This window comes from Microcoleus sp. A6-C6 (assembly GCF_036705955.1).
In the GTDB taxonomy this organism is placed as follows: domain Bacteria; phylum Cyanobacteriota; class Cyanobacteriia; order Cyanobacteriales; family Microcoleaceae; genus Microcoleus.
The window spans coordinates 1-13,768 of record NZ_JAUBVR010000113.1 but is presented as its reverse complement, the minus strand read 5'-3'; the positions used below and the strand labels follow the sequence as shown (position 1 = coordinate 13,768).

Genomic DNA, 13,768 nt, shown 5'->3' with positions numbered 1-13,768 from the left:
GCAACGTTCTGAAACTTTACCAAAATGGGATATCACGATTATCCCATTATGACTGGTATTTTATTTGTCCGCGAGTCTCTAAGTTTTACGAAGGGGAAAAATCGTTGAAGGAGTTAGGAGATTTATCTGGCTATCAGGGAACTCGCGAATTTAAAAATCTTTCAAATCACGATCGCTGATTGATGGATTTGTGGCGATCGCCCTTATCATAGTCGATCGCCCGCACCTGCGCTCAACCCCAAAAATATACACAACTTAATATGTACTGCGAATCCGCCAGATTTTGAGCCATCCGACTGATGAAATTTACCGGGGTTTGTGAAAATATGAAAAAAATATGAAAAATTTTGAACAGTAAAACAAATGACCCACTCGGAAAACAGACCCAGCCTTCCCGAAGTCCACCGCAGCATCCCCGTTCCCAACAGCAAAGGCTTCTGGCGTAAAATGTTGGCTTACGCAGGGCCTGGATATCTGGTTTCAGTGGGTTACATGGATCCCGGAAACTGGGCGACTGATTTAGCAGGGGGAGCACAGTTTGGCTATGCGCTATTAAGTGTGATTTTGCTATCTAATTTGATGGCAATTTTTCTGCAATCATTGTGCGTGCGGTTGGGAGTGGCAACGGGACAAGATTTGGCACAAGCTTGTCGAGATTATTTTAGCCCGCGAGTTAATTTTGTGCTGTGGATACTTTGTGAAATTGCGATCGCAGCTTGCGATTTAGCTGAATTGGTCGGAAGTGCGATCGGACTGCAATTGCTATTTGGCATTCCCTTAGTTTGGGGAGTGTGCATCACTGCATTAGATGTGATAATGGTGTTATTTTTACAAGGCAGAGGCTTTCGTTATATCGAAGCTTTGGTGATTACGATTATTGTAATTATTGGTGGTTGCTTTGTCGCAGAAATGATTTTTGCCAAACCAGATGCCGGAGGAGTTTTACTCGGTTATGTTCCCAGCCTAGAGATTTTACAAAATCCGGGAATGCTTTATATTGCAGTTGGGATTTTAGGGGCAACTGTGATGCCGCACAATCTTTACCTGCATTCATCGATCGTGCAAACTCGCGCTTGGGAAGAAACTTCTGATAAAAAATGGGAAGCAATTAAATTTGGCACGATTGATTCTACAGTAGCGTTGTCAATAGCTTTGTTTATTAATTCAGCAATTCTGATCTTGTCTGCTGCAACATTTCACTTTTCCGGCTATCAAGAAGTAGCAGAAATTCAAGATGCCTACAAACTGCTGTCTCCGGTGCTGGGTGTGGGTTCTGCCAGTGCAATTTTTGCCTTTGCTTTGTTGGCTTCGGGGCAGAACTCAACTTTGACTGCAACTCTAGCAGGACAGATTGTGATGGAAGGCTTTTTGCATTTTCGTATGCGGCCTTGGTTGCGGCGCTTGCTGACTCGACTGGTGGCGATTGTGCCGGCTTTGCTCTCAATTATTTGGTTCGGTGAAGGCAGTACAACTAATTTACTGGTTTTCAGTCAAGTAATTCTCAGTTTGCAATTACCTTTTGCCGTAATTCCTTTGGTAATGTTTACCTCAAATCGCGGCTTGATGGGAGAGTTTGTGAATCCATTTTGGCTGAAAGCGGTAGCTTGGTTAGTGGCTAGTATTATAGTAGGATTAAATAGTTGGCTGTTATTACAAATAATCTTCTAGCAATTTGAGGCTAAATCAAACTACAAAAAACAAAACCCGCCGGTGCGGGTTTTATCTTAAAACTAATTGTTAATGGCTCATAGTTTCAACTACTTTTTAGGATCAAGAGCCTGCTTACCAGTAGTGGGATGGGCAGACGCAGCGTTAGTTTTCAAAAGTGCGATCGCCTGCGCGTAAACAGGATCGTCCTTAGTAGCAACCAACGTCGGTTTGTTGGCTAATTTCAGCTTTTGTTCGTCGGTAACTTCCACCTTGACATCGGGAGTAACGCCCTTGTGGCTGATGTCCGTACCGTTGGGAGTATAGTAGTGAGCGATCGTCACCGCCAATCCCGAACCGTCAGACAAAGGATGCGTAGACTGCACCAAAGCTTTGCCAAAAGTTTGGCCGCCCATCACAGTCGCGCGCTTGTTATCCTTCAGCGCACCAGCCAAAATCTCGCTGGCGCTGGCCGAGTTGTTGTCCACGAGCACCACCAAAGGCTTGTCAGTGATGGCAGTGCGGTTAGCCCGCATTTCCTGAGAACCTCCTGCGCGATCGACTGTACGGACGATCGCCCCTGAATCCATCCACATTTGCGCGATATCAATGCTCACCGACAGCAAACCGCCGGGATTACCCCGCAAATCCAACACAAAAGCGTCAGCTTTCTGATCGGAGAGCTTTTTAATCGCCCGCTGCATTTGTTCGCCCGCGTGGGAACTAAACTCTTGCAAGCGGATATAACCGACATTCTTGTTAGCTTCCTTCTTGAGGCTGTAGCGAACCGCTGCTACCTCAATTTTCGCCCTAGTCAGAGTGATATCAAACTCGCTTTTGCCCTGACGAGCCATCCGCAGCGTGACTTTCGTGCCTTCAGCGCCCCGAATTATCTGAGCCGCATCCGCGACAGTCATGCCTTTGGTAGGTTTGCCGTCAATCACCAAAATTGTATCGCCAGCTTGAACCCCTGCCTTCAGGGCTGGGGAATTTTCCATCGGTTCGACTACCGTGATCGCTTTCGTTTTCTCATCTTCTTCGAGCCTCATCCCCACCCCTGTCAGTTCCCCGGAGATTTGACTCCTGAGGGCTTCGTACTGCTTCGGATCCATGAAGCGCGTGTAGGGGTCTTTTAATTTCTCTAGGGCATTACGGAGGGCGGTGTAAGCGGCTTCGCGAGAAGTATAATTTTTACTCAGCAATTCTTGGCGAGTAACTTGCCAGTCAGTCTTGTTAAAGGTGGGATCGACATAATCTCGGTTCACAATTTGCCAAGCTTCGTCTAAGACAGCTTTGGGGCTATCTTGAAGCTCGGCGCGGACTGATTGACTCAGGCCAGGAACGAGTAAAGATATCGAAGCGGTTGTTGCCATCACCCCAGTGAACAGGGCTGCCTGTAACTTAGAAAAGCGTCTGCGGGCTTGATTCATTGAATTTTGGCTCAATTCGATTTTAGATTTTTGATTTGAGATTTTATATTGCTAAAAAATCTCAAACTACCACTTAAACTATGTTGTGGAGGCCATAGCATCCCTTTTGATAGTTTAACGAGATTTATAGCCGATCGCCAACCAATCATGACTCTATTTTAATAAACTTAATTTAAAACTCGGATTTAAAGGTCTCGTGGAAGCTAAAATCGCACAATTTTCCCGTAATTGGTTGAGCCTGCTCCTGAATGGAGTTATCGGTGCAGCAGCGCTGGCTGGCGTCATTACCATGCAGTCGATCGGGCAATTAGGCGGAATGCCCCCAGTTGCCGTTCCTACAGTGCAGAAGCCACTCTCTGCCATATCTGCTGCCAGTTTCAAGCAAGCCTCCCAGCAAGAAGCCCAGCAAGAAGCCCTGCGGCTAAAAATGCTCAAAACTCTCCCTAGTCTTGGGTTTGACAATTTAATTGCCGATTGGACATTTCTCAAATTTTTGCAGTATTTTGGCGACGACGAAGCGCGAGATGTGACCGGCTACAATCTGAGCCAAGAATATTTTGACATCATCACGCGGCGCGATCCTCGGCGAGTGGAAATTTACCCATTTCTGTCAGTTGCTGTTTCCTTTTATCAAGCAAAACCCGAAATCGCCGTGCAGTTAATGGAACGGGGTACTAGCGCCCTTTCGCCGCAAATTGATCCGCAAGCGTGGACAGTGTGGCGAAATAAAGCTCTCGATGAATTGCTGCTGTTGGGGGACATTCCTGACTCAATTCACTCCCACGAAATGGCTGCTGACTGGGTGGAACAAACCCCGAAAGGCCGCGAATTGGCGCAGATTTTTCGAGGAACTGCTGAGTTTTTGCGTCGAGATCCCGATAGCGTGCCGGTGCGGTTTGCAGCTTGGAGCACGGTTTATGCTCAAACAAAGGACAAAATTGTGCGACTAAGGGCGAAACAAGCTCTTGTCAAGTTGGGAGCTCAGGTGCAAAAAGATCGGGATGGAAAGGAGAGTTTTATTTTGCCGGCTAGAAAGTAGTTGATTGTTGACTGTTGACTGTTGGCGGTTAACTGTTTACTGTAATTCCCCAATCTAAAATCTAAAATCTCAAATCAGCTTGAGTTAATTCGCGCCATTCACCGGGTTTGAGGCCTTCGAGACGCAAATGCCCGATCGCGCTTCTGACCAGCCGCAGCGTCGGAAACCCTACTGCTGCGGTCATTTTACGGACTTGGCGGTTGCGGCCTTCGGTGAGAGTCATTTCCAGCCAAGCTGTGGGAATGTTTTTGCGAAATCGAATCGGAGGCTGGCGGGGTGGCAATTCGGGTTCTGCTGATAATAATTGCACTTTTGCCGATCGAGTCCGATAATCTTGAATTGTGACACCAGTTTGCAAAGCTGCGATCGCACCCGCATCTGGAACCCGTTCCACCTGAACCAAATAAGTGCGAGGATGAGCGAACTTCGGATCACTGAGGCGGTGCTGCATTTGTCCATCATCGGTTAACAGCAACAAACCTTCGCTATCGCGATCGAGCCTTCCCACCGCATAAACATCAGGAATCGGAATATAATCCTTCAGAGTTCTGCGTTTAACTTCCCCTGAATTATCAGTGAATTGAGTTAAAACATCATAGGGTTTGTAAAATAGAATGTAACGATAAGGCATGACCAATTAACGATTAAAAATGTACAAACAGTGCGAGCATAAACAATATAAATCCGTTTTCTATCTCTCTTGCCTCCCTTCTCTGCGCCCTCTGCGCCCTCTGCGGTTAAAAAAAATCTTACTAACGATTAAAAATGTACAAACAGTGCGAGCATAAACAATATAAATCCGTAAAAAACCACTTTCTATCTCTCTTGCCTCCCTTCTCTGCGCCCTCTGCGCCCTCTGCGGTTAAAAAAAATCTTATTAACCAACGATTCAAACCAGCTATAAAATCTTCTGCCTTTAACAGCCTCGTAAATCTCAACTACCCAACTTTACCATGCCCGAAGCCACACGCCGCGTTTGTATCGTCCTAGGAACTCGCCCGGAAGCAATTAAACTAGCTCCTGTAATTCAACAGTTCAAAAATTCACCCAACTTTGACACCCAAGTAATTTTAACCGGTCAGCACCGAGAAATGGTCGAGCAAGTGATGCGGATGTTTGATCTAAAAGCCGATCGGGATTTAGCAATTATGCAGCACCAGCAAACCTTGACAGATATTACATCCCGGAGTTTGCAGGGTTTGGAAGCCTTGTTTAAAGAATTGCAGCCCCAAATCGTCTTAGTTCAGGGAGATACAACGACAGCGTTTGCCGCTGCTTTGGCTGCATTTTACCAGAAAATACCTGTAGGTCACGTAGAAGCCGGTTTGCGGACTGACGACGTGTTCAATCCTTACCCCGAAGAGGCTAACCGACGCTTGATATCTCAGCTCACACGGCTGCATTTTGCCCCCACAGCGCTGGCTGCAGAGAATTTAGGGCGATCGGGCGTTTTAGGAGAAATTCACCGTACAGGCAACACAGTAATCGACGCCTTGTTATCCGTCGCCAAACGCGAACCAGAATGCAAAATTCCCAACCTAGATTGGAACAAACATCGCACCATTTTAGCAACAGTCCACCGTCGCGAAAATTGGGGAAAACCCTTAGCAGGAATTGCGCGAGCATTCATCCAAATCTTAGATAAATTTCCCGATACAGCCTTACTCTTACCACTGCACAAAAATCCAACCGTTCGGGAACCTTTAAAAGCACTTTTAGGCGACCATCCAAGAATCTTTTTAACAGAACCCTTGGACTACGCGGAATTAGTAGGAGCCATGCAGAGAAGTCATTTAATCCTCACTGATTCCGGCGGCTTGCAAGAGGAAGCACCGAGTTTGGGCAAGCCTGTTTTAGTATTGCGAGAAACTACAGAAAGACCAGAAGCAATTGCTGGCGGAACCGCTAAACTTGTCGGTACGAATTCTGATACAATTTTCATAGCAGCGGCAGAATTACTCAGTGATTCTACAGCTTACGACGCAATGGCAATGGCAATCAATCCCTTTGGCGACGGGTTAGCAGCATCCCGGATTTTGAAAATAGTTGAAGACTACTTTTCTGATTAAAAACTAATCCTAAAATAGGTTTGTAGTGAGGACTTTAGTCCGCATCCATCACAGGACTAAAGTCCTCACTACAAACCTATATGATAGTGGTCATTCTAGGGAAAACGATCTAATTCACAATCGAATCAGGTGCGCCGAAGAGCACCTTAGAACTATTACCAATCTCCACCGCCGCCGCCACTACTAGAGTCGCTACTGCTGCTGTAGTCGCTACTGCTGCTGCTGTAGTCGCTGTTGCTACTGCTGCTGTAGTCGCTGCTGCTACTGCTGCTGTAGTCGCTGCTGCTACTGCTGCTGTAATCGCTACCACTACTGCTGCTGTAATCGCCACCCGCACTGCTACTGCTGTAGTCGCCGCCGCCACTACTAGAGTCGCTACTGCTACTGCTGCTGTAGTCGCCGCCCGCACCGCCACCGCTGGAGTCGCCACCACCAAAGCTACCTCCGCAGTCGCTGCTGCTAATGCTATAATCGCCACCCGCACCGCCACCGCTGGAGTCGCCACCACCAAAGCTACCTCCGCAGTCGCTGTTGCTAATACTGTAGTCGCTGCTATTAGTGCTGTAGTAGCCACCGCAATCATCGCTACTACTGTTACTGCTGTAGTCGTTAGTGCTACTGTAATCGATGTTGTTACTGCTGTAGTAGCCACCCCCACCGTAATAGTTGTGGCTGTTACTGCTGTAATTGCGATTGTTACTGGTGTAATTACGCGGATAACGGCGGTGGCGGTAACGAGATATCCGAGAAAATAAGCTGCGAAATATCCTGAAGATAATGAAGCAAGGTATAAATGCTATGAATGCTATGAATAACAACCCAAGTAAGCCATAGATTAAATTCGATGAATCTTCACCTGTGGACTTACTATTGCTAATAACTGGCGATTCACTAGGTATTGGCGACGGTGTTAGCGCTTGAGATGGTACTATGGGAGCTAAAGGCAGCACGTTTTGAGATTGCACGTTTGCAGTCGGAGTTTGTAAAACATTAACTAACGCCTTTGTCCCCGCCAATGTACCCCCGTCAAAGTCCTGCTGTTTAAATCTGGGCGTAATCTCCGTTTGAATAATACTTACCGTTTTCGCATCGGGCAAAAGGCTTTGAATCCCCGAACCAGTCTCAATCTGAACACGGCGTTCTCCAGATGAAATCAACAATAAAACTCCGTTATTTTTACCTTTCTTGCCAATTCCCCAAAAGTTAAATAATTCTGTAGAAAATGCCTTTGGTGTCGCCGATGGCTTAGTATCAGGCACTGTGACAACAGCGATTTCTGAGCCATTTTTTGCCTCCAACTCCGCAATCATCTGATTTAGCTGAGTTTCCGTACTATCACTGAGAATATTGGCTCTATCTGTTACCCAAGTATGATTTACTTGGCGGGGATTCGGTACTTCTTGTACTGTTACAGCTTGACTCGCTACCGGAAATGCAATTGCCGAGAAGCACAGCAAACTGCTAAAAATTATTTGTTTTTTGCTGGATTGTAATTGCATCGTTTCAGTCTCCTGAATAAGTGCCAATCAAAAAATTAAATAGATATGTCCGCCTAATTACAATTAAATAACCAGCTTCCTGTTATGTCAATTCATATTATTCAGAAGTTCGATTCATAAAAGTCATATTTTTAGCGGTTTCTGCACCTTACAGTTATACTCCTAGACGCACGGGTGGGCAGAAACCGGGTTTTTAACCAAGATAATTGCTCACAACCGTGAATTTCGGTTCAAAAACCCGGTTTATTAGTGGGCGAGTGCGATCGCCCACTAATTTAGATATATTTAAGGAGAGGGAATTTGTGGCACAAAATTGCTGCTGCCTTTATAACCGGATAAAAGAGCAAGTTTTTCCAAAGATTGCCTGCCGGTGTAATATTTTCCGCGAATTTCCCAAGTGGGATAAGCTTGAACCTTAGCAGCTTTGCACAAATCTGGTTGAGCATCTTTCCCCCTGGGATCGCACTCAATGTAAGTAATCGCGGTAAATGCTTCTTTGCCGAAAAGTTCTTGTTGCGTGTGACAGTGAGGACACCAGTAAGCACCGTACATTCTAGCTTTGATGGTCTGCAAATGGGTTGCTAAAGCTATTTGATCCGGCACTGATTCGCTAGTAATCGGCGGCGCTTCTTGTTCGGTGACAGGCAATTTGACAGGAGCAGAAGGCGGAGGAGGAGGGGGCGTTTGTGCTAAAGTTTGAGTGGATTGGTTGCTGAAGCTTAACTGTGCAATTCCTCCGTCTGCTTTGGTACTGCCGAAAATCCCCAGAGTTAGGAAAATTGCGATCGCACAAAAGTTGAATTTGCTTACTTTCATCTTGAATTTCATCTGGGATTTGCTAGGATTTCGCGAGCTTGATTCATAGCCTCTACAGCATTGTGTACCACAAAAATGTTAATTTTGCCTAAATTTTTAAAGAAAAGTTGACTTTCCAAGCTATGATTTAACAAAATAACTTGCTTGTGAGCTTTGAGGGCGAGGGCAATTTCCGAAGCTGTACCCGCGCCCGTACCGCAGGCAATTATCACATCTGAAGAAAGAATATTAATGTTATTTCTGGCGTTTCCCATATCGGTGACAATGGCAATATCGACAGCTTCGGAAATGCCGCGAGTATCGTTTCCCGGAAGGATGCCAATTGTTAAACCGTTAGCTGATTTTGCACCTTTGTTGGCGGCATCCATCACGCCGACATTTCGGCCGCCCGTTAGCAATATCCATCCAGTTTCGGCGATGAGTTGTCCGAGTTTATAGGCGTTTTTTAAGTCGGTTGATGTGGCATTTTCGCCTGGGCCCATGATGCCAATGATAGTTTTTTTCATAGTTTGGGATAATATGGTGTTATTGATATTTGCTAGTTTTTTGTTGCACGATAGACGCAGGTATGTTATCATCAAAATACTTGCATCCTAAACAAAGCTTTTTAAACAACTAACTTGGGTAAGGTTCCTAGTATTGTTACTATGAAAGAGCAAACATTTACACTAGATGAGTCTCAGATCAAATTTTTAGAACTCTGTCAAAACTATGGATTTAAAGATCCTAGTGAATTGGTGAGAATAGCGATTCAACGGTTGGAGTTAGCGTTAGAAGCCCAGCAGTTAGAAGAATCGGCGATGCTTTATGCGGAACTTTATGCAGAAGATACAGAGTTACAGGAATTGGCAGAATTAGGTTTAGAAGAATGTGTGTAGTGTTTTCAATAAAAAGGTGATAGAAGATGAGTATCGCTAAAAGTCCTGAAACCAAGCTGATCGAAAAAATTCGTAGCTTACCGCCCGATAAAATTACGGTATTAGAAGATTTCCTCGACTTCCTTCTAACTCGAAGTGACGATAGTCTTCTAACTTATAGTGCGACTAAACTCTCCGAAGCAGCTTTTGCTAAAATTTGGGATAACCCAGAGGATGCAGAATATGACGAGTTATAATTTTGGTGATGTGGTTTTAGTTCCGTTTCCTTTTACCGATCAAACGACTAATAAAAAGCGTCCAGCCGTTGTGGTTAGTTCCGATGTCTATAATGCAGAATATCCCGATCGCATTCTGATGGGCATAACCAGTCAAGTTAGCAGTAGCCCGAAAGCCGGTGATATCACGATCGCAGATTGGCGAGGGGCTGGGCTTTTAAAAGCTTCTATGATTAAGCCTGTTATTACGACAATTGAGAAACAACTGATTATCAAAAAACTGGGAAGGCTTCAAAATGTAGATATCCAGTCTTTGAAAGAGGGATTGATTGGAATTATAGGTGATAATTGAGCGATCGCCCTTTGCGGATAGTTCCAAAATGGCGCATCCTATTTCCTTTGAGGAGATTCTACCAGTTCTGATTCCTGAAGACGTTGCGATAATAGGCAATCTTCAAAGCTGAAAGCTTCTGAGTCTAGAAAACTAGCGATCGCCATTTCGATCGCAGATTCGAGAGAGCATTCTAGCTGCGTAGCTTTTTCCATCAGGGCGACTTTCACATAGTCAGGCAAATGGGTCATCAGCGAATGAATAGCTTCTGGTGGCAAGTGTTGGATGTTGAGGGTATGATTCATTGTTCTCTGGGATAGCTGAATTTGAATCTCGGAGAGAAAAGAAGAGCGCTCTTTTTAGCAACCGCAACAGATGCCTGATGGACGCGGATGGAATAATGGCGACTAAATGAACTATAATTACTAAAATAAAGATCAGCTGTACTTTATCTATAATCTAATTATGACTGTTCTTGAACAAATCTACGCGATCGTCAAAACCCTTCCCCAAAACCAAGCTAGCGAAATTCTCACTTTCGCTGAGTTTATTCGTGCCAAATACCTGAATGATAACCAATCCACCGATACAGTAGATTCTTTAACTTCTTGGCAGGAATTGATTTATTCCCTCGCTGGAGCATGGGCAGATGACTTTCCTACTCTGGAAGAGATTCGTACCGAGTCGGGGGAAGACATTTTGCGGGAGAGCTTTTAGATGTACATTTTGGATACAAATACATTAATATACTACTTCAAAGGACAAGGACAAGTTGCTCAAAACCTTGTCAATATACCTCCTCAAGAAATTGGTATTTCCACGATCGTCTTGTTTGAATTGCAAGTTGGTATTGCTAAATCTACTTCACCCGCAAAACGCACTGAACAACTTCAGCAACTCTTGAGCCGAGTTAATCTTGTTCCTTTCGATCGCGATTCTGCTGTTGCTGCTGCCACAATCCGCGCTCAATTGGAGCAACAAGGCACTCCCATCGGGCCGATAGATGTTTTGATTGCAGGGACAGCTTTAGCATTTCAAGCAACTCTTGTTACTCACAATGTCAAGGAGTTTTCGAGAGTTGCAGGACTTGCGATCGCGGACTGGTATTGAGTATTTGGCATCATCAAGTACGGCTGGTTGTTGTTCAAAATTAAAGTACATAAATTGTAGAAACAGCTTATATAATTGACTTGCCAAAAGCAGGTATTTGATAACACGGCGATCGCCCTTTGCGGATAGTTCCAAAAGGGCGATGACTATCGAATCTAGCTATCCAGATACTTCCCAGTCGGTAATCGCTTGAGTTTGCCATTCTTCATCCCATCCTAAATCGAGTTCGTCAACTAGCTTGCAAGCTTCTGCTAAAGCTTGGTTTTCTTGCTGTTTTCGCCATTGTTGCAAGAGTGATTCTATCAAAGCGCTGGGGTTTTGCACTTTTTGATTGATGTATGTGAGTAAGTCTTCTGGTAAGCAGATAGAGATGTCGTTCATTGGTTAATAAGAATATTTTTTTTGTGACTATTCTAGCAATAATTGGATGAATCGGCAATTTTTTGTTACTTGAATGCAAAAATGGAAGGGCGAGATCTCTTTCGGATAGTTCCAAAAGGGATCTCGCACTTTCCAATTTTCTCAAAAATGGGTTTATGCTGCTTCCACTTGTAGCCGACTTTCTACTCGTTCGTATTCATCTTCTAACAGCCAGAGTTTAGCTTCTTGATAACTTGAACTGGCAAATACGATCTGATAATTTTGAGCAGGATCGTAGATAGAGCTATTACCTGAATTGTCACCCAGTAAAATTAGGACGTAAGGGGGTGATGCTGTCGGATCTACCCATAATTCTGTGAATTCCCAGTTATCGGCTAGGTTTGGTTCTGGGGATGACATGATATTTATCTCCTTTAAAAATATCTCGCATCTATTTCCTTTGAGGAGATTCTACCAATTCTGATTCCTGAAGACGTTGCGATAATAGGCAATCTTCAAAGCTGAAAGCTTCTGAGTCTAGAAAACTAGCGATCGCCATTTCGATCGCAGATTCGAGAGAGCATTCTAGCTGCGTAGCTTTTTCCATCAGGGCGACTTTCACATAGTCAGGCAAATGGGTCATCAGCGAATGAATAGCTTCTGGTGGCAAGTGTTGGATGTTGAGGGTATGATTCATTGTTCTCTGGAAATTTTTACGTTGTAGGGAGGATGTGCAGCTTGAAGGATGAGGGTTTCTAATTCATATAATAACCCTGGTTTTTGCCATTGGTTGATGGTAACGAAAAGTAGAATCGAGATACCTTTGCGAATAGTTCCAAAAGGGCGATCGCCTTTATTTTTGGTCAGAGTTAGCGGAGGGCGATCGCTATAATTCGAGATAGCGCTGCAAAATCTCTTGAGCTTGGGAAAGTAGGTCTGATTCGAGTTGGCCGAGTTGTTGTACTAATCTCGTTTTATCGAAAGTCATGGGATCAACACAGACTAGCAAACTGTCTGCGTTTAAACCATTTTGTGGAGATGTTGGTACAAATATCACAGCAGCAGAAATCCGAGGATCGTGAGGACGAGCTGAGGTAAATGGCAAAACTGTTATTTTGCTGCGCCGCTCGTTAAACAGCGTACCAGAAATCACCAATGCAGGTCGCGTTTTGCGTATTTCTGTTCCGACTGACGGATCGAATCTAGCTATCCAGATACTTCCCAATCGGTAATCGCTTGAGTTTGCCATTGCTCATCCCATCCTAAATCGAATTCGTCAACTAGCTTGCAAGCTTCTGCTAAAGCTTGGTTTTCTTGCTGTTTTCGCCATTGTTGCAAGAGTGATTCTATCAAAGCGCTGGGGTTTTCCACTTTTTGATTGATGTATGTGAGTAAGTCTTCTGGCAAGCAGATAGAGATGTCGTTCATTGGTTAATAAGAAGAATTTTTTGTGACTATTCTAGCAATAATTGGCTGAATCGGCATTTTTTTTTACTTGAATGCAAAAACGGAAGGGCGATCGCCCTTCTGAATTATTAGAAAGGGCGATCGCTCTTTTGTAACCGCAGATGGACGCAGATTAACGCGGATGTCAGAAGGGCGATCGCTTCACCCAAGTTAGCTATTAATTATTGGTTGCTTTTCAGACTAAACTCTTCCCTCGCGCTTAAGTTCCCAAAATACTTTCAGAGGATTGTATGTTGAGTTGTAAACATCTGTTTTACTGTGAATGTCGTAGACACCCGATTTATTTCCGGCTTCATCTGTTTTGGCACTCTTGTTTACCTGGAAGTGAAGGTGATTTGATATAGCAAACTTACTGGTATCACCTACTTGACCAAGGGGTTGGTTCGCTTCAATGCGGCCCGACAAGACTTTTAGGCTACTCAGATGTAGATAGTGATAGAAGCGCCCATCGTCTCCTTTGACTTCAATCGCATATCCTACTCCACTGTATCCTGAATAGCTTAGTTGACGAACAGTTCCTCCAACAATAACTTTAACATCAACTATTTTACCCTGAGTGGAAATATCTATGCCATCGTGCCAACCAACACCAGGAAGATCTCCATAGCCTACATCAACATAGCCGGCTGAATTGGGATATGGTGAACCTAATTTTGAATTCAAGAGTTTGTTGGACAATTGATCGTAGACGTTAAAAATCGCCTCATGTCCTGAGTAGTTTCTCTCATCTTTTTCACCAAACATGGGTCCAGTGATCCGACTATTTTCACCTGCTGCCCACTTCCATTGCTCGTCTGACCATGAAGCCAGTTCATTTAAGTAACTGGAATTGTATCCGCTCAATAAGTTGCGGTAAATCTTAATTTTTCGACAGTGTATAACTTATTTGATTCTACAAATATCTTAA

20 protein-coding genes are annotated in these 13,768 nt (G+C 44.4%); 8 read left to right on the top strand and 12 right to left on the bottom strand.

The window, feature by feature from the left end; all coding sequences use genetic code 11:
- Window positions 1-363 precede the first annotated feature (363 nt).
- The gene (locus QUB52_RS27040) at window positions 364-1,668 is read left to right on the top strand and encodes an Nramp family divalent metal transporter (protein WP_332975456.1); all 1,305 of its coding nucleotides are present in this window, start codon (window positions 364-366) and stop codon (window positions 1,666-1,668) included.
- Window positions 1,669-1,757: 89 nt separating this feature from the next.
- On the opposite strand, the gene ctpB is transcribed toward QUB52_RS27040, so the two are convergent.
- The gene (ctpB, locus tag QUB52_RS27035; RefSeq protein ID WP_332975455.1) at window positions 1,758-3,077 is read right to left on the bottom strand and encodes a carboxyl-terminal processing protease CtpB; all 1,320 of its coding nucleotides are present in this window, start codon (window positions 3,075-3,077) and stop codon (window positions 1,758-1,760) included.
- Between the two features lie 196 nt (window positions 3,078-3,273).
- On the opposite strand from ctpB, the gene QUB52_RS27030 reads away from it, so the two are divergent.
- Window positions 3,274-4,116 (top strand): hypothetical protein, encoded by an 843-nt coding sequence (locus tag QUB52_RS27030; RefSeq protein ID WP_265239566.1) that lies wholly within the window; start codon window positions 3,274-3,276, stop codon window positions 4,114-4,116.
- Window positions 4,117-4,177: 61 nt separating this feature from the next.
- Here QUB52_RS27030 and QUB52_RS27025 read toward each other — a convergent pair whose 3' ends face one another.
- On the bottom strand, window positions 4,178-4,747 hold the full coding sequence (locus QUB52_RS27025) for a pseudouridine synthase (RefSeq protein ID WP_332975454.1): 570 nt from the start codon (window positions 4,745-4,747) through the stop codon (window positions 4,178-4,180).
- 322 nt (window positions 4,748-5,069) lie between these two features.
- On the opposite strand from QUB52_RS27025, the gene wecB reads away from it, so the two are divergent.
- Window positions 5,070-6,185, top strand: coding sequence for a non-hydrolyzing UDP-N-acetylglucosamine 2-epimerase (gene wecB, locus QUB52_RS27020; RefSeq protein WP_332975453.1), 1,116 nt, complete (start codon window positions 5,070-5,072; stop codon window positions 6,183-6,185).
- A 155-nt stretch (window positions 6,186-6,340) separates the two neighbouring features.
- Here wecB and QUB52_RS27015 read toward each other — a convergent pair whose 3' ends face one another.
- From QUB52_RS27015 to QUB52_RS27005, 3 genes are all read right to left on the bottom strand, one after another.
- The gene (locus QUB52_RS27015) at window positions 6,341-7,684 is read right to left on the bottom strand and encodes a TPM domain-containing protein (RefSeq protein WP_332975452.1); all 1,344 of its coding nucleotides are present in this window, start codon (window positions 7,682-7,684) and stop codon (window positions 6,341-6,343) included.
- Window positions 7,685-7,969: 285 nt separating this feature from the next.
- Window positions 7,970-8,500 (bottom strand): hypothetical protein, encoded by a 531-nt coding sequence (locus tag QUB52_RS27010; RefSeq protein ID WP_332975451.1) that lies wholly within the window; start codon window positions 8,498-8,500, stop codon window positions 7,970-7,972.
- Between the two features lie 8 nt (window positions 8,501-8,508).
- On the bottom strand, window positions 8,509-9,006 hold the full coding sequence (locus QUB52_RS27005) for a TIGR00725 family protein (protein WP_265239561.1): 498 nt from the start codon (window positions 9,004-9,006) through the stop codon (window positions 8,509-8,511).
- Window positions 9,007-9,147: 141 nt separating this feature from the next.
- Between QUB52_RS27005 and QUB52_RS27000 the strand changes: the two genes are divergently transcribed.
- The 3 genes from QUB52_RS27000 to QUB52_RS26990 are packed head-to-tail and all read left to right on the top strand — an operon-like array spanning window position 9,148 to window position 9,945.
- Window positions 9,148-9,378 carry a hypothetical protein gene (locus tag QUB52_RS27000; RefSeq protein WP_265239560.1) on the top strand — a complete coding sequence of 77 codons (231 nt, stop codon included), beginning with the start codon at window positions 9,148-9,150 and terminating at the stop codon, window positions 9,376-9,378.
- Window positions 9,379-9,404: 26 nt separating this feature from the next.
- The gene (locus QUB52_RS26995; RefSeq protein ID WP_265239559.1) at window positions 9,405-9,614 is read left to right on the top strand and encodes a DUF2281 domain-containing protein; all 210 of its coding nucleotides are present in this window, start codon (window positions 9,405-9,407) and stop codon (window positions 9,612-9,614) included.
- Window positions 9,601-9,945 carry a type II toxin-antitoxin system PemK/MazF family toxin gene (locus QUB52_RS26990; protein WP_332975450.1) on the top strand — a complete coding sequence of 115 codons (345 nt, stop codon included), beginning with the start codon at window positions 9,601-9,603 and terminating at the stop codon, window positions 9,943-9,945. Before QUB52_RS26995 ends, QUB52_RS26990 begins: the two co-directional genes overlap by 14 nt.
- Before the next feature lie 38 nt (window positions 9,946-9,983).
- Here the strand turns inward: QUB52_RS26990 and QUB52_RS26985 are convergent, their stop codons facing one another.
- Window positions 9,984-10,229, bottom strand: coding sequence for a hypothetical protein (locus QUB52_RS26985; protein WP_265239553.1), 246 nt, complete (start codon window positions 10,227-10,229; stop codon window positions 9,984-9,986).
- Window positions 10,230-10,389: 160 nt separating this feature from the next.
- Here QUB52_RS26985 and QUB52_RS26980 point away from each other — a divergent pair, with 160 nt between their 5' ends.
- Window positions 10,390-10,641 carry a DUF2281 domain-containing protein gene (locus QUB52_RS26980; RefSeq protein WP_265239557.1) on the top strand — a complete coding sequence of 84 codons (252 nt, stop codon included), beginning with the start codon at window positions 10,390-10,392 and terminating at the stop codon, window positions 10,639-10,641.
- A complete protein-coding gene (locus tag QUB52_RS26975; RefSeq protein ID WP_265239556.1) occupies window positions 10,642-11,034 on the top strand; it encodes a type II toxin-antitoxin system VapC family toxin in 393 nt (130 codons plus the stop codon).
- A 159-nt stretch (window positions 11,035-11,193) separates the two neighbouring features.
- Here the strand turns inward: QUB52_RS26975 and QUB52_RS26970 are convergent, their stop codons facing one another.
- From QUB52_RS26970 to QUB52_RS26945, 6 genes are all read right to left on the bottom strand, one after another.
- Complete coding sequence (locus QUB52_RS26970; RefSeq protein WP_265239555.1) at window positions 11,194-11,415, bottom strand: hypothetical protein; 222 nt, start codon at window positions 11,413-11,415, stop codon at window positions 11,194-11,196.
- A 153-nt stretch (window positions 11,416-11,568) separates the two neighbouring features.
- A complete protein-coding gene (locus tag QUB52_RS26965) occupies window positions 11,569-11,814 on the bottom strand; it encodes a hypothetical protein (protein ID WP_265239554.1) in 246 nt (81 codons plus the stop codon).
- A 31-nt stretch (window positions 11,815-11,845) separates the two neighbouring features.
- A complete protein-coding gene (locus QUB52_RS26960) occupies window positions 11,846-12,091 on the bottom strand; it encodes a hypothetical protein (RefSeq protein ID WP_265239553.1) in 246 nt (81 codons plus the stop codon).
- A 189-nt stretch (window positions 12,092-12,280) separates the two neighbouring features.
- Entirely contained in the window at window positions 12,281-12,643 is a 363-nt protein-coding gene (locus tag QUB52_RS26955) for a type II toxin-antitoxin system PemK/MazF family toxin (protein WP_332976312.1), read from the bottom strand.
- On the bottom strand, window positions 12,601-12,822 hold the full coding sequence (locus QUB52_RS26950) for a hypothetical protein (RefSeq protein WP_332976311.1): 222 nt from the start codon (window positions 12,820-12,822) through the stop codon (window positions 12,601-12,603). The genes QUB52_RS26955 and QUB52_RS26950 overlap by 43 nt, the downstream gene beginning before the upstream one ends.
- A gap of 219 nt (window positions 12,823-13,041) precedes the next feature.
- Window positions 13,042-13,704, bottom strand: coding sequence for a M23 family metallopeptidase (locus tag QUB52_RS26945; protein WP_332975448.1), 663 nt, complete (start codon window positions 13,702-13,704; stop codon window positions 13,042-13,044).
- Window positions 13,705-13,768: the final 64 nt, after the last annotated feature.

Excerpts from the sequence above, each read along its gene's own strand:
- QUB52_RS26975 (WP_265239556.1), top strand. The coding sequence starts at position 10,642 with ATGTACATTTTGGATACAAATACATTAATATACTACTTCAAAGGACAA.
- QUB52_RS26965 (WP_265239554.1), bottom strand. The coding sequence starts at position 11,814 with ATGTCATCCCCAGAACCAAACCTAGCCGATAACTGGGAATTCACAGAA.
- QUB52_RS26955 (WP_332976312.1), bottom strand. The coding sequence starts at position 12,643 with ATGGCAAACTCAAGCGATTACCGATTGGGAAGTATCTGGATAGCTAGA.
- QUB52_RS26980 (WP_265239557.1), top strand. The coding sequence starts at position 10,390 with ATGACTGTTCTTGAACAAATCTACGCGATCGTCAAAACCCTTCCCCAA.
- QUB52_RS26950 (WP_332976311.1), bottom strand. The coding sequence starts at position 12,822 with ATGAACGACATCTCTATCTGCTTGCCAGAAGACTTACTCACATACATC.
- QUB52_RS26985 (WP_265239553.1), bottom strand. The coding sequence starts at position 10,229 with ATGAATCATACCCTCAACATCCAACACTTGCCACCAGAAGCTATTCAT.
- QUB52_RS27025 (WP_332975454.1), bottom strand. The coding sequence starts at position 4,747 with ATGCCTTATCGTTACATTCTATTTTACAAACCCTATGATGTTTTAACT.
- QUB52_RS26990 (WP_332975450.1), top strand. The coding sequence starts at position 9,601 with ATGACGAGTTATAATTTTGGTGATGTGGTTTTAGTTCCGTTTCCTTTT.
- QUB52_RS27000 (WP_265239560.1), top strand. The coding sequence starts at position 9,148 with ATGAAAGAGCAAACATTTACACTAGATGAGTCTCAGATCAAATTTTTA.
- QUB52_RS27010 (WP_332975451.1), bottom strand. The coding sequence starts at position 8,500 with ATGAAAGTAAGCAAATTCAACTTTTGTGCGATCGCAATTTTCCTAACT.
- QUB52_RS26970 (WP_265239555.1), bottom strand. The coding sequence starts at position 11,415 with ATGAACGACATCTCTATCTGCTTACCAGAAGACTTACTCACATACATC.
- QUB52_RS26960 (WP_265239553.1), bottom strand. The coding sequence starts at position 12,091 with ATGAATCATACCCTCAACATCCAACACTTGCCACCAGAAGCTATTCAT.
- QUB52_RS27015 (WP_332975452.1), bottom strand. The coding sequence starts at position 7,684 with ATGCAATTACAATCCAGCAAAAAACAAATAATTTTTAGCAGTTTGCTG.
- ctpB (WP_332975455.1), bottom strand. The coding sequence starts at position 3,077 with ATGAATCAAGCCCGCAGACGCTTTTCTAAGTTACAGGCAGCCCTGTTC.
- QUB52_RS27005 (WP_265239561.1), bottom strand. The coding sequence starts at position 9,006 with ATGAAAAAAACTATCATTGGCATCATGGGCCCAGGCGAAAATGCCACA.
- QUB52_RS26995 (WP_265239559.1), top strand. The coding sequence starts at position 9,405 with ATGAGTATCGCTAAAAGTCCTGAAACCAAGCTGATCGAAAAAATTCGT.
- QUB52_RS27040 (WP_332975456.1), top strand. The coding sequence starts at position 364 with ATGACCCACTCGGAAAACAGACCCAGCCTTCCCGAAGTCCACCGCAGC.
- wecB (WP_332975453.1), top strand. The coding sequence starts at position 5,070 with ATGCCCGAAGCCACACGCCGCGTTTGTATCGTCCTAGGAACTCGCCCG.